Origin of the sequence: Streptomyces ficellus (genome assembly GCF_009739905.1) — a bacterium.
GTDB classification, from domain to species: Bacteria; Actinomycetota; Actinomycetes; order Streptomycetales; family Streptomycetaceae; genus Streptomyces; species Streptomyces ficellus_A.
In genome coordinates, this window is record NZ_CP034279.1 from 867038 (window position 1) to 884979 (window position 17942).

Annotated in this window: 15 protein-coding genes and 1 tRNA gene; 3 read left to right on the forward strand and 13 right to left on the reverse strand. The window is 74.4% G+C overall.

The genetic code is table 11. The features are described 5' to 3' along the window. Positions 1-6: 6 nt before the first annotated feature. The 3 genes from sbnA to EIZ62_RS03740 all read right to left on the reverse strand — a co-directional run bounded on the left by sbnA (position 7) and on the right by EIZ62_RS03740 (position 4234). Complete coding sequence (sbnA, locus tag EIZ62_RS32120) at positions 7-996, reverse strand: 2,3-diaminopropionate biosynthesis protein SbnA (RefSeq protein ID WP_244375431.1); 990 nt, start codon at positions 994-996, stop codon at positions 7-9. 454 nt (positions 997-1450) lie between these two features. Continuing rightward, positions 1451-1524: transfer RNA gene (locus tag EIZ62_RS03735), tRNA-Pro, on the reverse strand. A gap of 52 nt (positions 1525-1576) precedes the next feature. Next, entirely contained in the window at positions 1577-4234 is a 2658-nt protein-coding gene (locus tag EIZ62_RS03740) for an ATP-binding protein (RefSeq protein ID WP_156691284.1), read from the reverse strand. A 124-nt stretch (positions 4235-4358) separates the two neighbouring features. On the opposite strand from EIZ62_RS03740, the gene EIZ62_RS03745 reads away from it, so the two are divergent. Next, positions 4359-4829: a DUF309 domain-containing protein gene (locus EIZ62_RS03745; RefSeq protein ID WP_156691285.1), complete on the forward strand. Its 471-nt coding sequence runs from the start codon at positions 4359-4361 to the stop codon at positions 4827-4829. A 48-nt stretch (positions 4830-4877) separates the two neighbouring features. Here the strand turns inward: EIZ62_RS03745 and EIZ62_RS03750 are convergent, their stop codons facing one another. Continuing rightward, positions 4878-5498, reverse strand: coding sequence for a TetR/AcrR family transcriptional regulator (locus tag EIZ62_RS03750; protein ID WP_156691286.1), 621 nt, complete (start codon positions 5496-5498; stop codon positions 4878-4880). A 160-nt stretch (positions 5499-5658) separates the two neighbouring features. Between EIZ62_RS03750 and EIZ62_RS03755 the strand changes: the two genes are divergently transcribed. Both EIZ62_RS03755 and EIZ62_RS03760 read left to right on the forward strand, forming a co-directional pair. Further along, on the forward strand, positions 5659-6438 hold the full coding sequence (locus tag EIZ62_RS03755) for a phosphatase PAP2 family protein (protein ID WP_156691287.1): 780 nt from the start codon (positions 5659-5661) through the stop codon (positions 6436-6438). After that, on the forward strand, positions 6435-7340 hold the full coding sequence (locus EIZ62_RS03760; protein WP_167536329.1) for a DMT family transporter: 906 nt from the start codon (positions 6435-6437) through the stop codon (positions 7338-7340). Before EIZ62_RS03755 ends, EIZ62_RS03760 begins: the two co-directional genes overlap by 4 nt. Positions 7341-7550: 210 nt before the next feature. On the opposite strand, the gene EIZ62_RS03765 is transcribed toward EIZ62_RS03760, so the two are convergent. From EIZ62_RS03765 to EIZ62_RS03805, 9 genes are all read right to left on the reverse strand, one after another. Continuing rightward, complete coding sequence (locus tag EIZ62_RS03765) at positions 7551-8924, reverse strand: FAD-dependent oxidoreductase (RefSeq protein WP_156691288.1); 1374 nt, start codon at positions 8922-8924, stop codon at positions 7551-7553. Positions 8925-8989: 65 nt separating this feature from the next. Then, positions 8990-9355: a DUF488 domain-containing protein gene (locus tag EIZ62_RS03770; RefSeq protein WP_156691289.1), complete on the reverse strand. Its 366-nt coding sequence runs from the start codon at positions 9353-9355 to the stop codon at positions 8990-8992. A gap of 95 nt (positions 9356-9450) precedes the next feature. Next, positions 9451-10809, reverse strand: a complete 1359-nt coding sequence (locus tag EIZ62_RS03775) for a trypsin-like serine protease (RefSeq protein WP_156691290.1) — start codon at positions 10807-10809, stop codon at positions 9451-9453. A 149-nt stretch (positions 10810-10958) separates the two neighbouring features. After that, the gene (locus tag EIZ62_RS03780; protein WP_156691291.1) at positions 10959-11207 is read right to left on the reverse strand and encodes a DUF6059 family protein; all 249 of its coding nucleotides are present in this window, start codon (positions 11205-11207) and stop codon (positions 10959-10961) included. A gap of 13 nt (positions 11208-11220) precedes the next feature. Further along, positions 11221-13017: an acyltransferase domain-containing protein gene (locus EIZ62_RS32125; protein WP_156691292.1), complete on the reverse strand. Its 1797-nt coding sequence runs from the start codon at positions 13015-13017 to the stop codon at positions 11221-11223. Positions 13018-13132: 115 nt separating this feature from the next. Beyond that, positions 13133-13402 carry an acyl carrier protein gene (locus EIZ62_RS03790; protein WP_156691293.1) on the reverse strand — a complete coding sequence of 90 codons (270 nt, stop codon included), beginning with the start codon at positions 13400-13402 and terminating at the stop codon, positions 13133-13135. A gap of 83 nt (positions 13403-13485) precedes the next feature. After that, entirely contained in the window at positions 13486-14718 is a 1233-nt protein-coding gene (locus EIZ62_RS03795; RefSeq protein WP_156691294.1) for a ketosynthase chain-length factor, read from the reverse strand. Beyond that, positions 14715-15980, reverse strand: a complete 1266-nt coding sequence (locus EIZ62_RS03800; RefSeq protein ID WP_156691295.1) for a beta-ketoacyl-[acyl-carrier-protein] synthase family protein — start codon at positions 15978-15980, stop codon at positions 14715-14717. The genes EIZ62_RS03795 and EIZ62_RS03800 overlap by 4 nt, the downstream gene beginning before the upstream one ends. Positions 15981-16246: 266 nt before the next feature. Continuing rightward, on the reverse strand, positions 16247-17836 hold the full coding sequence (locus EIZ62_RS03805) for an acyl-CoA carboxylase subunit beta (RefSeq protein ID WP_156691296.1): 1590 nt from the start codon (positions 17834-17836) through the stop codon (positions 16247-16249). Positions 17837-17942 lie beyond the last annotated feature (106 nt).

Below are 17942 nucleotides of genomic sequence, written 5' to 3' on the forward strand. Positions count from 1 at the left end.
CTCTCCTCAGACCCGGACCCGGGCCCGAGAATTTTCTGCGATGTCGTCGGACGTGGTTCCGGGCCAGCGCTCGGCCACCCAGTCGTCGTTGTAGACGGTTTCCAGATAGCGCTCGCCGAAATCCGGGGAGAGGGCCACCACCACGCTTCCCGCGGGAATTTCCTTGGCTTTTTCGGCGACCGCGGCGAGAACCGTGCCGGAGGATCCGCCGAGCAGCAGCCCGCGCTCTTCGGCGAGCATTCTGCACATCTCCACGGCGCGTGCCTCGGGGACCAGGACGACCTCGTCGACGAGGTCCTCGTCCACGATCTCGGGGCGCCGGCTGGTGCCCAGGCCCGGGATGTGCCGGCGGCCGGGAGGGCCGCCGAAGGTCACCGAGCCGACCGAGTCCACCGCGATGATCCGGGTGTGCGGGCTGTGCTGCCGGAAGAACTCCGCACAGCCCATCAGGGTGCCGGTCGTGCCGGCCCCGATGAAGACGTGGTCGACGTGGCCGATCGTCTCGGAGATCGAACGGCCGGTGCGCTCCCGGTGGGCCCGGGGGCCGGCCGGGTTGGCGTACTGGTTGAGCCAGTAGGTGTCCGGCTCGCGCAGCAGGCGCTCGCCGATGTAGTCGATGCGGGACTGCAGGAAGCCGCCGTTGCGGTCCCGCCGGTCAATGACGACGACCTCGGCCCCCAGCGCCTTCATCAGGCGCACCGACTGGGCGTTGGCGGTCGGGTCGGTCACGCAGGTGAGGTGGTATCCCTTGGCCGCGCAGACCATGGCGAGGGCCACCCCGAGGTTCCCCGACGTCGATTCGATCAGCCGGGTGCGCGGGAACGCGCGACCCGTTTCCTCGGCCTGGTTCACCAGCGCGACGGCGGTCTTGAGCTTGACCGATCCGGCCGGATTGAGGCCCTCTAGTTTGAGATAGACGAAACTTCCCGGTGCCAGATGATCAGCCCGGATGAACAAGTCATCCAGCACCAGATCATAGATTTCTTCCGCTATCACTGAAATCTAACCCCGTTGATTGTGGGCACGCGAAAGCGCGACGCGCGCAGAAGTCGCGAAAGCCCATACGTGTGATACCCGCGTCGATCATGCGCGGGCATGCAGAAGAGATTGTGTCCCCCCGTGTGCCGTTCAGGTGTCCCCCGAGACCTCGGCTCACTTGAAGAGTGCCATAGCCCCGTAACGCTTGTCGAGCAATATTTGCAACAAGATTGTCCGGAAAGTCGACCTCGTTAAGAATTTAACATTCCGGATTGCCGGAGCCCAGCCGAGCGGCTTTTCAGCCCGCCGCAAGCGGAATTCCAGCCTCTACCCGGCCGGGGAACAGCCCGCCGCGAGCCCGCCGCGAGCACGGGGCCCGAGCCCCGGGAACGGTCCGGGCGGCGGTTCCGGGAACGGCGAAGGGCCGTTCCAGATCTCTCTGAAACGGCCCTTGCGCTGCGACTCTCACGAGTCGGGACGACAGGATTTGAACCTGCGACCCCTTGACCCCCAGTCAAGTGCGCTACCAAGCTGCGCCACGTCCCGGTGCGCGCGTCCCGCGGTCATCGCCGTGGTGGGCGCGCAAGAGAAGATTACCTCACTCCGGGGCGGGGTCCGTGTCGCGGGGCGGGCGGGCGTGGTCGGAGCGGGCGCGGGCGGCCAGGGCGTCGGCGCCGCAGGTGGTGGCGAGGGCGGCGGCGCGGGCCAGTTCCGACGGTGAGCCGAGGGCGAGGCCGTACTCGTGGCGCGCCCGGGCGTGCTCGTACGCGGACGGCGACGCCTCCAGGTGGCGGACGGCCTGGGCGAGGAGGGCGACCGCTTCGTCGGGTCGGGCGAAGAGGGCGGCGCAGCGGAGGGCTTCCCCGATGGCGGTGTGGGTGCCGAAGCGTTCGGCCTGGACGCGGGCGCGTCCGGCGAGCCGGGCGGCGCGGTGGGGGTCCTCGGGGCTGAGGGCGCGGGCGAGGTCGCAGGCCCAGGGCGCCCAGACGCCGTTGTGCCGGGCGCGGGCCTCGAAGGCGCGGCCGGCTGCTTCCAGTTCGGTGACGGCTTCCCTCGTACGGCCTTCGGCGAGGAGCAGGCGGCCGTGGACGCAGGGGCCGTCCGGCATGACCATGGCGTTCGGCCAGGGCGGGCCGAAGCGGTGGCGGTCGGCGACGGCGCGGGCCTCGGCGACGCGGCCGCGGGCCAGGAGCGTGTCGATGAGCAGGCAGGCGGCGTCCCACTGGACGGGCGGCCCGCTGCCGAGGCGGAGCCCTTCGCGCAGGAAGCTCTCGGCCAGGACGAGCGCGCCGCGCCGGCGGTGGGCCAGGCCGAGGAGGGTGTGGGCGAAGGCGAGGTGGGTGCCGCTCCAGCCGGAGATCTCGTAGGCGCGGACGGCCTCCTCGAAGAGGGCCAGGGCGCGGTCGGGCCGGTCGGTGAAGGCGTAGGCGACGCCGACGACGGCGGGCGTCTCGAAGCCCCAAGCGGTGTCGGTCCAGCTCATGCCGCGGGCCGGGCGGCCGTCGACGAGGGCGCGGTCGCACAGGTCGACGACGTGTTCGGCGTCCTCACCGCGCAGCATGGCGTCGAAGGCCCGCAGGGAGAGGAGGGCGCGCTCGGCGTTGTCGGCGCCGGGCAGGTGGTCGGCGAGTTCGGCGAGGCGCCGGGAGCGGGCGGGGCCGTCGTCCTCGGTGGCCCGGAACGCCTCGTACATGAAGTGGGCCGCCCGGAGCCGGGTGCGGGCGGTGGAGTCGGAGGTGCGGGCGGCTTCCGCGGCGACGGCGTGGGCGGCCTCGCCCAGCTGGTCGTCGTGGGCGAGCGCCTGGGCGAGGCGGCAGGTGGCATCGGTGCGCAGCTCGCCGTCGAGGCCGGGCAGGGCGAGGGCGGAGCGGAGGTGGCGCACGGTGGCGGCGGGCGAGGTGAGGAGGGAGGCACAGCCGAGTTCGTAGAGGACCTGGGCGTAACTGTGGGGTGGCGGGGGTTCCTGGAGGGCTCGCTCCAGGCAGCGGCGGGCGGCCTCGGGGGCGCCGACGGCGAGGTGTTCGCGGGCGGCCGCGCGCAGTTGGGCGACGACGTACTCGTCGTCGTCCGGGTGGATCTCCAGCAGGTGGCGGGAGGCGGCCGCGGCGCCGAGTCCGGCGTGGGCGACGGCCCAGGCGGCCCGGCCGTGCAGGGCGGTCCGGGTGGCGGGCGGGATGGAGCGGTATATGGCGGAGGCGATGAGCGGGTGGACGAACTCCAGCGGGTCGGAGCCGGTGACGATGCGGGCCTCCTGGAGCCGTTCGGTGCAGCCGGCGGCCTCGGCCGGTGTCATTCCGGCCAGGGAGGCGGCGAGGCCCCGCGAGATGTCCGTGCCGAGCACGGCGGCGGCCCGGGCGAGCCGGGTGGGGCCGGTGCCGAGCCGCTCCAGCCGGGTGACGAGTCCGCTGCCCCGGGCGGAGGCGCCGAGGTCGCGCAGCCGGCCCACCGACCGCTCGACGGGGTCGAGCATCCGGTCCTGGACCTTGGCGAGCAGCTCCACCGTTTCGTACGGGTTGCCGCCGGTCACCGCCCACACCTCCCGGCAGAACGGGTCGTCCGCCCGGTCGCCGAGGGTGGCGCGCGTCAGTGCGGCGGTGGCGCCGGGGCTGAAGGGGCGCAGGGTGACGCGCAGCCGGGCGGCGTCGGCGAGCCGGCCGAGCAGGGTGCCCGCGGGCCCGGGCGGCGGGTCGGAGCGGTGGGTGAGGACGACGAGCAGCGGCAGGCTCGGCAGGCTGACGGCCAGGGAGGCGAGCCAGGTCAGCGATTCGGTGTCCGCCCAGTGCGCGTCGTCGACGAGCAGGACGAGGGGGCGTGCCCGGTGGCGTTCGGCGAGCCGCGCGGCGAACCGGTCCAGGCCGTCGCGGACGCCCTGGGGGTCGGGGGCCGGCCGGGTGGGTGCGGCGAGGCCGAGGGCGGGGGCGGCGATGTCGTACCAGTCGCCGAACAGGCGCCCCGCCTGGTCGTCGCCGAGTGCGGCGAGGGCCGGGCGCATCAGCTGCCGCACGACGTGGAAGGGCACGGAGGTGACCGTCTCCCCGCCGCGTGCGCCGCGGACGGTGCACCGGTCCCGGCCGAGCCGGCGGACGGCGGCGAGCAGGGCGGTCTTGCCGATGCCGGCCTCGCCGCGGTAGATCAGCAGGCCGCCGGAGGCGACCGGGCCGCACAGCGACTCCACGGCGCGAGCGGCCGCGGCGAGCTCGGGCTCGCGCTCCAACAGCCTCACGGCAAACCGGTGTTCCGGCCGGGACGGCAGCATCGCCTTCCCTCCCCCACGAGTACCCGACGAGTCCCCACACATCGTGGCCACCCGAGCGTAGCCCCGTGCCCCGGCCGGCGGACATGGTGGGGACGGTACCCGCCGTACGGGCGACACTGGTGGGGTGAACAGGACGCGAAGGGACCGGGACGAGGAGGGGCGGGCGCGCAGCGCACGCCCCCGGGACGGGCTGGGGCGGCCCCTGCCGTACGGCGCGGAGGGGGTGGAGCGGCAGCCCGAGGGGGTGGTGCGCTCCCCCGAGGAGACCGTGCGGGAGGCACAGCGGCTGCTGGACGGCGGGATGCCCTTCCACGCCCATGAGGTCTTCGAGGACGCCTGGAAGTCCGGCCCCGCGGAGGAGCGCGAGCTGTGGCGCGGGCTGGCGCAGCTGGCGGTCGGTCTCACCCACGCCGCCCGGGGCAACACGGCGGGCGGCGCCCGGCTGTTGCTGCGGGGCGCGGACCGGATCGATGCGTTCGGTACGCCTCCGTACGGGCTCGACGGGAGCGGTCTGGTGGCGTGGGCGCGGGAGCTGGCGGGACGGCTGGACGGAGTGGTCGACCCCGCGGCTGAGGCGCCGAGACTGCGCGGCTGAGCGGGGGCGGGGCGCTGTCCGGGGATCCGTCAGGGGCGGAGGCCTCCGTCAGGGGCCGGAGGGGGCGATGCCGAGGGCCGGGAGGATCACCGCTTCGACGTACGCCGGCAGGGCGTCCTCGTCGCCGAACCGGTCCTCGAAGAGCCCCTCGACGCGCAGGACGCCGAGGAAGCCGGGGGCCACGAAGGCGATGGCCGGGTTGTCGGCGGCGATCTCGCCGCGCTCGACACCGCGCGCGAGCATCGCGTCGAGCGCGGCGACCTCGGGGGTGATGACGGTCTCGCGCAGCGCCCTGCGCAGGTCGGGGTGGCGGAGGTAGGCCTGGCCGACGGCTTCCATCAGCTCGGTGTCGCGGCCCCGGCGGCCCCCGGCCGCGACCGCGGCGGCGCGCAGGTCGCCCGCCAGGGACCCGGTGTCGATGCCGGTGAACAGAGGGCACCGGCTCTTGTCGAGGGCGGCCGTGACGAGCTGGGACTTGGTCTTCCACTGGCGGTAGAGGGTGGCCTTTCCGCACTTGGTGCGCGCGGCGACGCCCTCCATGGTCACGGCGTCGTAGCCGCCCTCCCGCAGCAGGTCGAGCACCGCCCCGTACAGCTCCAGTTCTCGCTCCGGGCTGATCCTGCTGCGGCGCGCGGCGGTCCTGTCGGCCGTGGCGGCCTGCGTGGACATCGGGTTCCTCCACGGGGGCGTGGGCGGTCGGGGCGTGCACGTACGAGAGTAGGGCGCGCTCAATCGAGACGCAAACGTATCGATACGCTTGCGTCTCGATAAAATCGGATCTACGCTTTCACTCGTTTGCTTCCGTTTTGATCTGTGAATGAGGCCGGAGATGGCTACCGGGACCGCCGGGATACGCCCTGCCGAGCCGGAGACGACCGATACGCCGCGGCCGCCCCTGGTACGCGAACTGGCGCTGGTGACGGCGCTGTTCCTCGTCTACAAGCTCGGCCGGCTGTTCGCGAACGGGCACGAGGCCCGGGCCTTCGGCAACGCGGACCGCGTGTGGGACCTGGAGCGGGCCGTGCACCTGCCGGGTGAGGGCCGGGTGCAGGCCCTGCTCCTGGACGGCGGGACGGTCGTCCACACCGCGAACGCCTACTACGCCTGGGTGCACTTCCCGGCCACGGTCGCCTTCCTGGCCTGGCTCTACTGGCGCCAGCCGGGCCACTACGTGTGGGCCCGCCGCGTCCTGGCGCTGCTGACCGCCGCCGCGCTCGCCCTCCACCTGCTGATGCCGCTCGCGCCGCCGCGGATGCTGGCCGAGGCGGGGCTCGTCGACACCGCACGGGTCTACGGACCGTCCGTGTACGGCGCCACCCCCGCGACGGACGGCATGGCGAACCAGTTCGCGGCGATGCCGTCACTGCACTTCGGCTGGGCGCTGATGGTCGCGGTCGGGCTGATCGCCGCCACGCGCGGCCGGTGGCGGGCGCTGTGGCTGCTGCACCCGTTCCTGACACTGCTGGTGGTGGTCGGCACGGCCAACCACTACTGGCTGGACGCCCTGGTGGCCACCGCGCTGCTCGGCGCCGCCCTCGCCGTCCTCCGGCCGCCCGGAGCGCGGCGGCGTCCAGCGGCCCCGGTACGGCTGGAAGCGGTGCCCCGATGAGAGCCACGCTGTTCGCCGTGCTGCTGTCGCTGGCCTCGGCGGCCGGATACGCCCTCGCGGCCGTCGCCCAGGCGCGGCTGGCCGCCGGAGCCGGAAGCGCCGGACGTGCTGAGGGCGCCACGGGCACCGGGCGCGCCACGGCGTTGTTCGCCCGGCCGTTGTGGTGGTGGGCGGTCGGGCTGAACGCGGCGGGTGCGCTCACCCATGTCGCGGCCCTGCACTACGGCCCCCTCACGCTCGTCCAGCCGCTCGGCGCTCTCACCCTGGTCGCCGCGCTGCCGATCGGGGCGTACTACGAACGGCGGCGGGTGAGCCGGGTGGAGTGGCGCGGGGCGCTGTGGACGCTGGCCGGTCTGGTCGGGCTGGTCGCGGTGGTGGGCCCGGCCACTCCGGGCGACGCCCTGTCGCTGCCGGAGGCGCTGGCGGTGGCCGCGGTGACGGCGGCGGGGATCGCCGCGCTGGTACGCCGCGGGGGCCGCGGGCTGCGGCTGGCGACGGCCGCCGGGATCGCCTCGGGCGTCGCCTCGGCGCTCACGCAGACGGTCACCGCGTCCCTGGCGCGGGAGTTGCCCGGCGGCCCGATGACGTGGTGGCAGACGACGCTCCTGGCGGTGCTGGTGTCGGTGTTCGCGACGGGCGGGATGCTGCTGTCGCAGGCGGCGTTCCGGGGCGGGCTGGCGGCCCCGCTCGCGGTGGTGAACCTCGCGAACCCGGCCGCGGCCGCCGTCATCGGCGTCGCGCTGCTGGGCGAGACGTTCCGGGCGGGCCCGGTCGGCTGGCTGGTCGCGGCGGTGTCCGGCGCGGTGGCGGCGCGCGGGGTGCTGGTGCTGACGGCCGGGCACCCGGCGCCGGTGCCCGCGCCCCGCGTCCCGGAGCCCCGCACCGCCTCGACCACGCCGTAGCGGCGCCGGGTTCCGCCCGAAGGGGACCGGCCCCGCCTCCCGGGGGGGGGGAGGGGAGGCGGGGCCGGTGTGCTCGGCGGCGGTCGGGGGGTTGGCCGGCCGAGCTCGGGTCGACGTTCTGGTGCCCCGGAAACGACCGCCCATGCACGCGGGTTACGGCCTGGCCGGAAAAAGCCGGCTCCGGCGCCCCCACCGTGACACCGGAGACGCTCAGCCCGGGATCAGCGCGTCCCACCGTGCCCGGTCGGGGCCGTCGTGCGCGGGCGTGAAGTCCGGCCGGGCGGCCAGCCAGGCGGTGACGTGGCGGTCCACTTCCGCTGCGCCGTAGGCCTCGTGTGCCGGTCGCAGGAGATGGCGGACCTGGGCCCGGGCTCTCATGACGACGGGGTCGTCGAAGGCGCAGGCGCCCACCGCGGCGGCCCGCCGGTCCGAGGACGGCGAGCCCTCGGCGAGACGTCGTTCGCCGGCGCGGTCGGCCGCCACCTGTGCGTCGAACCACGGGCGCAGGGCCCTCCCCGCCCAGGTGTGGTAGCGGGCGGGGTCCTCGGCGATCCGGTCGGCGTGGGCGGCGAGGTGCCGGGCGGCGAGCAGGCCGAGGGCCACCCCGTGGCCCAGGGTGGGGTTGGTGTGGACGAGGCTGTCACCGGCGTTGACCAGACCGGTGACGACCGGACCGTCTCCGTCGGCCAGGGCGGTCCAGCGGTTGTCGAGACCGGCCATCGCCAGGACGGCCGACCGCGGTTCGGGGTCCAGGGCGAGCCAGGCGGCGCAGGCGGGGAAGAGGCGGGCCGCGGCTTCGAACACGGCCGGGTCGGTGAGCGCCGCACGGGTCGGGTCCGCCGTGGAGAGCACGATGTTCAGCGCGAAGGTGTCGTTGTCGGAGGGGAAGACGCCGGCCAGTGCGAACGGCGCGGACGAGCCCGTCTTCACCCGCCCGGCGTCCCGCGGACCACCCGGGCGCAGGCGGTACCAGCGGCACAGGTAGGCGATCCCGGCGCGGTGGCTGTCGACCACCGGCGGGCGGCAGCCGGCCCGGACCAGCCAGCCGGGAACCGGTGAGCGGCGGCCGGACGCGTCGACGACGAGGTCAGCCCGGTGCGTGTCCGTACCGGCCCGTACCCCGGTGACGCGTGCGGGACGGCCGGCGGTGAAGGCGAGGGCGGTCACGCGGCTGCCCTGCCGCACCTCGACGGTGCGTTCACGTCGCACGGCCGCGGTCAGGGCGGCCTCCAGCACGATGCGGCGGGTACGCAGGGTGACCAGGTCCTCGTCGCCGGGCCGGTACGGCGGATGCTCCCCGAACCAGTCGAAGTCGTGGTACTCGCGGGCTCCCCGTGCCAGCAGGTCCGCGTGGACGTCGGGCACCTCGGCGCGCAGCACGTCGCGTACGGGCGCGAGGAACGAGTGGGGCTGGACGGCCTGGGGTGTGCGGGGCCGGCGCCAGCCGAAGAAGTCCCGGTCGAGGTCCTCCCCCGCCCGCCGCGCGTCCTGCTCGAACAACGTGACCGTATGGCCCCGCCGGCCGAGCATGAGCGCCGCGCCCAAGCCGCTGATTCCCCCACCGATGACCGCAACCCGCGCCACAAGCTCCCCTTCGCGTCGTGTTGCGGGACGAGCCTACCGCGTGGTGATCTTCGGCCCGGGGCCGGTCACCCGGTGAGCAGGTCCACGAGCACGGCGGCGTGGCTGTGCTCGGGGTCCGTGGACGCGGTGAGCAGGGTGAGCGGGCCCTCGCGGGCGAGGGCGCGCAGCCGGTCGAGGGCCTCGGCCGGCTCCGGGCGGGTGAGTTCGTCCTCGTAGCGGCGGCGGAACTCGTCGTACGCGTCGCCCTCCGCGGCGTGGTACCAGCGCCTGAGTTCGGTGGACGGGGTGAGGGACTTGGGCCATTCGTCCACCTGGGCGTCCGCCTTGGCCAGGCCGCGGGGCCACAGCCGGTCCACGAGGACCCGCACGCCGTCGTCGGGCCCGGCCGGTTCGTAGATGCGGCGGATCCTGGGGCGGTGGGCTCGCGTCATGTCTCCAGGCTAGGTCGCGGGCGCGGGGTGCGCGGTGCGTCGCGGGGGCCCGGGCCGGTGGGCGGCCCGGGCCCGCGTCCGCGGTGGGGAGGTGGTCAGGCGCGCTGCCACAGGGCCGCGGTGCCCGAGGGCCGCCAGCCGGTCTGGGCCTGGTGGGACTGGACACAGCGGTAGGGGACGCCGTCGTACGTCACCCGGTCGCCGGCCCGGTAGACCTTGCCGGCGGCCCAGGTGCTGCCCGCCTTGCCGGCGTCGCCCGCGTCGGTGCCGTTGGTCTTGAGCGTCAGCCCGTACTCCTGGAGCAGCGGGTTGACCGGCTGGTAGAAGGTGGTGCCGCCGTCCTTGCAGTTGCCGGAGCCGCCGGAGGTCACGCCCTGGGCCTGGGTGCCGGAGACGTAGGGGCCGCCCGAGTCGCCCGGCTCGGCGCAGACCGTGGTGCGGGTCAGGCCCTTCACGGTCCCCTGGAGGTACGACACGCTCGTGTCGTGCTGCTCGACGGTGCCGCAGTGCCAGCCGGTGGTGGACCCGGAGCGGCAGATCGACGCGCCGACGAGGGCCTCGGTGGAGCCGGCGACCTCGACGTTCTGTTCGCCCTCGCCCTTGACGTGCGCCGTCGCCGTCCAGTCGTCGTTGGCGCCCACCCAGGCCATGTCCTTGCCCGGGAAGGTGGAGGCCTTGAAGGCGCCCTGGGCGACCTTGTTGTGGCCCAGGGTCGCGGCGCCGGCCCGGCCGCAGTGCCCGGCCGTGACGAAGCCCTGCTGGGTGCCGGAGACCACGGCGAAGCCCACGGAGCACCGGCTGTTGCCGATGTAATAGGCGTCGCCGCCGCGGATGTCGTGCGCCAGCGGGCGGGGGCGCTCGGTCGTGGCCCTGACCCGTACGAGGGTGCGGTCGACGCCGGTGGCGGTGAGGAAGACGTCGGCGGCGGACTCCTTCGCCGCCTCCAGCGTCACGCTGTTGGTGCGCGGGTCGACGTACCAGACGGGCGCGTCGGTGGTCTTCGTGCGGACGGAGCCCTTGTCGAGCTCGGCCTTGGCCTCCTCCAGCCGCTTGAGCCCGTGGCGGACCACCTTCGCCTCGGCGCCGCCCGCCTTGATGGCGGCGGTGTCGGCGGCGTCGGTGGTGGCGACCGTGAGGGTGGCGGAGACCGGGCCGCTGACCCACGCCCCGGCGAACCGGTCGCCGAGGGTGTTGCGCAGGCGGCCCGCCCGGGCGCCCGCCTCGGCCTCGTTCTTCAGCCGGGTCTCGGCCTGCTCGCGGGTGAGGCCGAGGTCGCGCTGCATGGCGTCGAGCAGCGCGGGGGACGGCTTGTCGGCGCCGGGGGTGCCGGCCACCGCGGGGGTGGACGGGGGCGTGGGCACTTCGGCGGCCACCACGCCGGGCGAGCCGGCCAGCACGAGCGCGCCGACGGCGGTAAGGGTGGCGCACGCGGCTGTGGCGTGTCTGTGGAGCATCGGGTGTCACCTCTGTTCGGGGGTCTCTTCCGGGGAAGACGTGCCGAACCAGAGGTGTCCGAAAGCCCCTCCCGCCATGTCGGATTAACGTTTCTTCGGCTTTATGGGAGACATGGGCGCCCGCCAGCCGGCGTAACGCCACGCCCGAGTCACCGGTCCCCGGTCGGCTCCATCAGCTGCCGCCACAGCGCGCGCTCCGTGCTGCTCGGCGGCAGGTCGGGACGGACCCGCTCGGGGTGGCCGGCGGCTGGGGGCCGCAGGGCGGGCGGCGGGTCCGGCGGGGGCCGCAGGGCGGGCCGCTGTTCGGGCGGCGGCGGCATCGGGACGCCCAGCCACAGCCACCCGGCGGCCGCGAGGGCGTCGTAGCAGCCGCGCAGGAACCGCGCGATCGCTCTCATGGACGCATCACCCTCAGCCGGGGAGGGCCGGTGCCGGCTCGCGCAGGACCGCCGCCGTGCTCGGGGCCGCCGCGGCCGGCGGCTGCTCCTCGTCGCTCCACGTCCACAGCCGGGACACGGCGTCCATGTCGAGGTCGTGGCCCTCGGTCCAGATCCGCGCGGCGGCGTTCAGCACCGACTGGCGGTCGCCCTCGGCCGTGCCGCGGCGGGCCGGCAGGAGCGGGGTCACCGCGCTCGCGCCGAGGCGGACGGCCCGGTGCCTGCGGGCGAACGCGGTGAGCGTCTGGCGCGGTCCGGCCTCGACGAGCAGGACGTCCTCGATCGCGAGGAGTTCCTCCAGCGCCGCGCGGAAGTGGACGGTGTCGGTGATCTGACGGGCCCAGAAGCGCGGGCTGAGCGCCTCCTCGGGGCGCATCAGGGCTCCGGTGTAGCCCGAGTAGAGGGGCAGGACCGGCTCGCGCAGCGGGACGCGGGCGTAGTCGGCCTCCACCGCGTCGGAGGCGGGTGCCATCGCCGGGGAGTGGAAGGGGCTCGTCGCGGGCACCGTGACCACCGTCAGGCCGTCGGCCCGCAGCCGGGCCGCGGTGGCGGCCAGCGGTTCCGCCGAGCCGGCGAGCATGACCTGCTGGGCGGCGTTGACGGCGGCGATGGCGACGTCCGCGTTCAGGTACGGGCGCAGCCGCTCCTCGCTCGCGGCGACGGCCAGCATGCCGCCCTCCGGTATCTTCACCGCCTCCCGGACGCGGGTCATCATCATGCCGACCGCGTCCGGCAGCGACACGATTCCGGCGATGACCGCGGCGACCAGTTCACCGGCGCTGTGCCCGAGGAGGGCCGCGGGGCGTACGCCCCAGCCGAGGACCATGCGGCCGAGGGCGTAGTCGACGGCGAACAGCAGCGGCTGGGCGCGGCGTACGTCGTCGATGGGGACGCGCGGCTCGCCGGGGGTGAGCCAGTCCTCCCGGATCCGCCCGCCCTCGTCGCCCATGTGGGAGAGGGCCGCGTCGACGGCCGCGGTGAAGACGGGTTCCCGGCGGTACAGCCCGCGGGCCATGCCGGCGTGCTGCGAGCCCTGGCCGGGGAAGAGGAGGGCCACCGGGCGGGGCCTTCCGGCGCGGACGGCCGTGGCCTTGTGGACGGTTCCGGCGGCGAGCGCGGCGACCGTGACGGCGGCGCCGCGCACGGGCCCCGGGGGCGTTCCGCAGGGGACGGCGGTCGGCAGGGCGGGGAACGCCTCGCTGTGCAGTCCGCTGAGCAGCGGGAGCAGTTCACCGCGGACGCGGGTCTCGTCCTCCGTGTCCCGGCCCGACCAGAGCAGCAGCCGGTGCCTTTCGGGGTCGGTGGCGCGGTGGCCGTGGTGCAGCGGGCGCAGGGACGGTGTCCCGTCCTCGTCGGTGCCGGTCCCGTCCAGGACGCCGAGGACGCGGTCGGCGTCGGCGACCGCCTCGGCGGCCCGCTTGACCGCGTACACGGTGATGGTGTGGGTGTCGGGCTCGCCGAACCCGGCGACCAGGGCGAAGTCGGTGGTCCCGGACTGGAGTTCGCGGTGCGCGAGGCGCAGGGCGCCGCCGGGGCCGAGCGCGGTGCGCACGGTGAACCCCTCGTGCTCGGGGCCGAGGCCGGGGTCGAGCGCGGCGGCACCGATGTACACGACGGTACGCACGGGCAGCCGGTCCAGCGGCCGGCCGAAGGCGCGGAGCACCGCGGAGACACCGGCGGCCGAGGCCACGATCTGCGCGCGCTGCTCCTGCGCGGGGCCGGGGCTGACGACCAGCCTCCGGACGACCGCGCTGTACGACGTGAGCGACATGCTTACCTCCTCGTGGGGCCACGGCGTCGGGCCGCCCGGGCAAGGGTGGGGAAGAGGGGGGCGGCCGCCCCGCCCACGGGGGATGACTGGGCGGAGCGGCCGCGTCCGGGCCGGCTCAGGCGGTGGCCGTCGAGCCGGAGTTGATGAGGGCGAGGAGCGCGCCGGGGGTCTCGGCGTCGACGACGGCGTCGTCGGGGATCTCGATGCCGTACTCGCGCTGGATCTGGCCGATGACCTGGAGCAGGGCCAGGGAGTCGTAGCCGAGGTCCATGAAGGGGGTGTCGATGACGTCGCCGTCCAGGTCGACGCCCTCCTCCTCGCCCGCGCTCTCGCGCAGCATGCGGGTCAGGTCGGCCAGGGTGACGGTGGTGGTCGTGGTGGTCATGATGGGAGACGTCCTCTCGGTCGGGCCTGACGGTGATGTGGTGGTGTGGGGGGTGCGTGTGGGGGCGGTGGGGCCGGCCGGGCTCACCGGGAGTCCGGCCGGGCGGCGCGGCGCAGGACGAGGGCCGCGTTGAACCCGCCGTGTCCGCGGGCCAGGACGAGTGCGGTGCGCAGGTCCGCCTCGCGTGCCTCGGTGACGAGGTCGACGGGCTGGTCGGCGGCCGGTGCCGTCACGTTCACGGTCGGCGGGACCACTCCGTCGCGCAGGGACAGCAGGGCGGTCGCCACGTCGAGGGCGGCTCCGCCCGCGAGGAGGCGTCCCGTCATGGTCTTGGGCGCGGTGACGGGGACGCCGTGCAGTCCGAAGACGCCGGCCAGTGCGGCAGCCTCCGCGCGGTCGAGTTCCGGCACGCCGGCGGCGTCGGCGAAGACGACGTCGATGTCGGCCGGGGTGAGCCCGGCGTCGGCGATGGCGTTCTCGGCGGCGCGGCGCAGACCCGGCGGGCGGCCGGAGCCGGGCGCGGGGTCGAGGGTCGCCGCGTATCCGGCGATCTCGCCGTAGATCTTGCTCGCGCCCCGGTCGCGTGCGGACCGCTCGTCCTCGGTGATGAGGATCGCGCCGCCCTCGCCCGGCACGTATCCACTGGCTTCGGCCGAGAAGGGCAGGTAGGCCCGTGCGGGGTCGTTCACCGTGCTCATCAGTCCGGAGGCGATCTGCGGGACCCAGCCCCAGGGGCAGATGGCCGCGTCGACGCCGCCGGAGATGACGGCCGGGAAGCCCTTGCGGATGTGGCGGCGGGCCTGTCCGATCGAGTCGATGCCGCCGGCCTGTTCGGTGAGCAGGACGCCGCTGGGGCCGCGCAGCTTGTGGCGGATGGAGATCTGGCCGGTGTTGACGGCGTAGAACCAGGCGAAGGACTGGTACGCGCTGACGTACTCCTTGCCCTTGCTCCACAGGTTCTCCAGCTCGCGCTGGCCGAACTCGACGGCCCCTCCGGACGCCGAGGTCACCACGCCGATGCCGAACTCGGGCATCTCCTCCGGGTTGATCCCGGCGTCGGCCAGGGCCCAGTCGGCCGCCGTGAGCGCGAGGCGGGTCATGTGGTCGGTCTGCGGCATCAGGCGGCTGGGGATGTGGTCCTCGGCCACGTAGTCCGACACCTCGCCGGCGATGCGCGAGGGGTACTGGCCGGCGTCGAAGCGGGTGACCGGTCCGAGCCCGGACTCGCCGGCGAGGGTGGCCTTCCAGAACTCCTCGGTGCCCAGCCCGTTGGGTGCGGTGACGCCGAGGCCGGTCACCACCGTTGCCGTGCTCATGCGCTTCTCCTCTCCGGGCGGGCCAGCACCATGGCGCTCTGGAAGCCGCCGAAGCCGCTGCCGACGCTGAGGACCACGTCGGTCTTCTTCTCGCGCGCGGTCAGGGGGATGTAGTCGAGGTCCAGCTCGGGGTCGGGCTCGTGGAGGTTGGCGGTGGGCGGCAGCACACCGTGTTCCATCGCCAGGGCGCAGGCGGCGATCTCCAGGGAGCCGATCGCGCCGAGGGAGTGCCCGATCATCGACTTGATGGAGCTGATCGGGGTCGCGTAGGCGTGGGCGCCCAGGCTGCGCTTGAAGGCGCCCGTCTCGTGACGGTCGTTCATCTTGGTGCCGGAGCCGTGGGCGTTGATGTAGTCGACCGAGTCCGGCGCGAGGGCCGCCTCGCCCAGGGCGACGTCGATGGCCTCGGCCATCTCGCGGCCGTCGGGCTTGAGTCCGGTCATGTGGTACGCGTTGCAGCGGGAGGCGAATCCCGCGATCTCCGCGTAGATGTGGGCGCCGCGCCGCCGGGCGCTCTCCAACTCCTCCAGGACGAGGATGGCCGCGCCCTCGCCGAGGACCAGGCCGCTGCGGGTCCGGTCGAAGGGCCGGCAGGCGCTCTCGGGGGTGTCGTTGCGGGGGGTGGTGGCGTGGATGGCGTCGAAGCAGGCCGAGGTGATCGGCGAGATCGGGGCCTCGGTGGCGCCGGCGATCATGACGTCGGCGGTGCCCTCGCGGATCAGGTCGACGGCGTGGCCGAGCGAGTCCAGTCCCGAGGTGCAGCCGGTGGAGACCACGGCGGCCGGTCCCTCGGCGCCGGCCGCCCGGCCGACCTCCGCCGCCATGGAGCTGGGCACGAAGTGCCGGTACAGCTCCGGGACGGCGTACTCGTGGTCGACGTTCCACGTGCGGCCGCCGTCGCTGACCACCACGTACTCGCGCTCCAGGCTGGTGGTGCAGCCGACCGCGCTGCCCAGCGAGGTGCCGATCCGCCCGGGGTCGAGCGCGGAGGTGTCGAGGCCGCTGTCGGCGAGCGCCTCGCGGGTGGAGACCACCGCGAACTGGGCGGCCCGGTCGAGGCGGCGGATCTCCTGCGGCGACAGACCGGCGGCCCGCGGGTCGAAGTCGCACTCGGCGGCGACCTGCGAGCGGAACGGGGACGGGTCGTAGAAGGTGATCCTGCGGGTGGCGGTGCGTCCCGCCGTGAGCAGGTCCCAGTACTCCTTGACACCGACCCCTCCCGGGGCCACGACGCCCAGGCCGGTGATGGCGACTCTGCGCATGGGCTACCTGGCCTTCGACGGGGCCGGGTGCGGCGCGGCGCACCAGCCGGATGGAACTGTGGGGGTCACTGTCGATCCCTTCGTCCGTGACGCTCCTGAATCGGTTGGGCGGCCGGGGCGGTTCAGGGTCAGGTCCTCCCCGCCCCGGCCGGCCTGGCACCGGCCGGGCGGCTCGCTCTTGGCGGGCCGCCGTGTCCGGTGCAGACATGGAACGTCTGTGCTCTCGACCGTGGCTCGCGCGGGCGTGGATCTGCCGGAACGCCCCACTACGTGGGGACGTTTCCGTGCTTGCGGGCCGGGACCTCGGCCCGCTTGGTGCGCAGCATGGCCAGGGAGCGGACGAGGACGCGGCGGGTGTCCGCGGGGTCGATGACGTCGTCGACGAGGCCGCGTTCGGCGGCGTAGTACGGGTGCATCAGCTCGGACTTGTACTCCTTGATGCGCTGGGCGCGCACCGCGTCGGGGTCGTCGGAGGCGGCGATCTCGCGGCGGAAGATGACGTTCGCCGCGCCTTCGGCACCCATCACGGCGATCTCGTTGGTGGGCCAGGCGAAGGACAGGTCGGCGCCGATGGACCGGGAGTCCATGACGATGTAGGCGCCGCCGTAGGCCTTGCGCAGGACGAGGGAGATGCGGGGCACGGTGGCGTTGCAGTAGGCGTACAGCAGCTTGGCGCCGTGCCGGATGATGCCGTTGTGCTCCTGGTCGACGCCGGGCAGGAAGCCGGGGACGTCGACGAGGGTGACCAGCGGGATGTTGAAGGAGTCGCACGTCGACACGAACCGGGCGGCCTTCTCCGAGGCGTGGATGTCGAGCACGCCGGCGAGGGAGGCGGGCTGGTTGGCGACGATGCCGACCGGGTGACCGTCGAGCCGGGCGAGCGCGCACACCACGTTGGGGGCCCAGGTCTCGTGGATCTCCAGGTACTCGCCGTCGTCGACGATCTCCTCGATGACGCCGCGGATGTCGTAGGAGCGACCGGGGTCGGCGGGGACGAGGTCGGCGAGGGCGTCGGTGCGCCGGTCGGCCGGGTCGTCGCAGGCGACGGCGGGCGGCGTCTCCCGGTTGTTGGCCGGCAGCAGGCCGAGCAGGTAGCGCACGTCCTCCAGGCAGGTCGCCTCGTCGTCGTGGGCGAAGTGGCACACGCCGGAGGTGGTGGCGTGCACGTCGGCGCCGCCGAGGCCGTTGTGGGTGATCTCCTCGCCCGTCACGGCCTGCACCACGTCGGGTCCCGTGATGAACATCTGGGCGGTGTCGCGGACCATGAAGACGAAGTCCGTCAGGGCGGGCGAGTAGGCCGCGCCGCCGGCGCACGGGCCGAGCATGACGCTGATCTGCGGGATCACCCCGGACGCCGCGACGTTGCGGCGGAAGATGCCGCCGTAACCGGCGAGCGCGGTGACGCCCTCCTGGATGCGGGCGCCCGCACCGTCGTTGAGGCTCACCAGCGGGGCGCCGGCGGACTCGGCGAGGTCCATGACCTTGTGCACCTTGGCGGCGTGGGCCTCGCCGAGGGCGCCCGCGAAGACGCGGAAGTCGTGCGCGTAGGCGAAGACGGTACGGCCGTGGACGAGGCCCCAGCCGATGACGACGCCGTCGCCGTGGGGTTTGCGCTCCTCCAGGCCGAAGCCGGTGGCGCGGTGGCGGCGCAGGGGCTCGATCTCGGTGAACGTCCCCTCGTCGAAGAGGAGTTCCAGGCGTTCGTGCGCGGTCAGCTTGTTCTTCTCGTGCTGTCGCCGGGTGGCCGCCGGGTCGGGTCCCCGGCTCACCTCCTCCTTGAGGCGGCGCAGTTCGTCGGTGGCGCGCCGCAGGTCGGGAGCGGCGGGGGTGACCGTGAGCTCGTCGAGGATCGTCATTGGCCGAACGTAGGAACGCCTCCTCGAAACGCGGTGGAGGGCCCGCACGCGCCGCTGCCCCCGGCACGCCGGTCACGGCGGATCGGGGGTGGCGGCCGCTGTCACG

Bases quoted from the DNA above. Each gene is read 5' to 3' on its own strand.
- EIZ62_RS03740 (WP_156691284.1), bottom strand. From the start codon at position 4,234: ATGCTGCCGTCCCGGCCGGAACACCGGTTTGCCGTGAGGCTGTTGGAG.
- EIZ62_RS03750 (WP_156691286.1), bottom strand. From the start codon at position 5,498: ATGTCCACGCAGGCCGCCACGGCCGACAGGACCGCCGCGCGCCGCAGC.
- EIZ62_RS03755 (WP_156691287.1), top strand. From the start codon at position 5,659: ATGGCTACCGGGACCGCCGGGATACGCCCTGCCGAGCCGGAGACGACC.
- EIZ62_RS03760 (WP_167536329.1), top strand. From the start codon at position 6,435: ATGAGAGCCACGCTGTTCGCCGTGCTGCTGTCGCTGGCCTCGGCGGCC.
- EIZ62_RS03770 (WP_156691289.1), bottom strand. From the start codon at position 9,355: ATGACGCGAGCCCACCGCCCCAGGATCCGCCGCATCTACGAACCGGCC.
- EIZ62_RS03775 (WP_156691290.1), bottom strand. From the start codon at position 10,809: ATGCTCCACAGACACGCCACAGCCGCGTGCGCCACCCTTACCGCCGTC.
- EIZ62_RS03780 (WP_156691291.1), bottom strand. From the start codon at position 11,207: ATGAGAGCGATCGCGCGGTTCCTGCGCGGCTGCTACGACGCCCTCGCG.
- EIZ62_RS32125 (WP_156691292.1), bottom strand. From the start codon at position 13,017: ATGTCGCTCACGTCGTACAGCGCGGTCGTCCGGAGGCTGGTCGTCAGC.
- EIZ62_RS03790 (WP_156691293.1), bottom strand. From the start codon at position 13,402: ATGACCACCACGACCACCACCGTCACCCTGGCCGACCTGACCCGCATG.
- EIZ62_RS03795 (WP_156691294.1), bottom strand. From the start codon at position 14,718: ATGAGCACGGCAACGGTGGTGACCGGCCTCGGCGTCACCGCACCCAAC.
- EIZ62_RS03800 (WP_156691295.1), bottom strand. From the start codon at position 15,980: ATGCGCAGAGTCGCCATCACCGGCCTGGGCGTCGTGGCCCCGGGAGGG.
- EIZ62_RS03805 (WP_156691296.1), bottom strand. From the start codon at position 17,836: ATGACGATCCTCGACGAGCTCACGGTCACCCCCGCCGCTCCCGACCTG.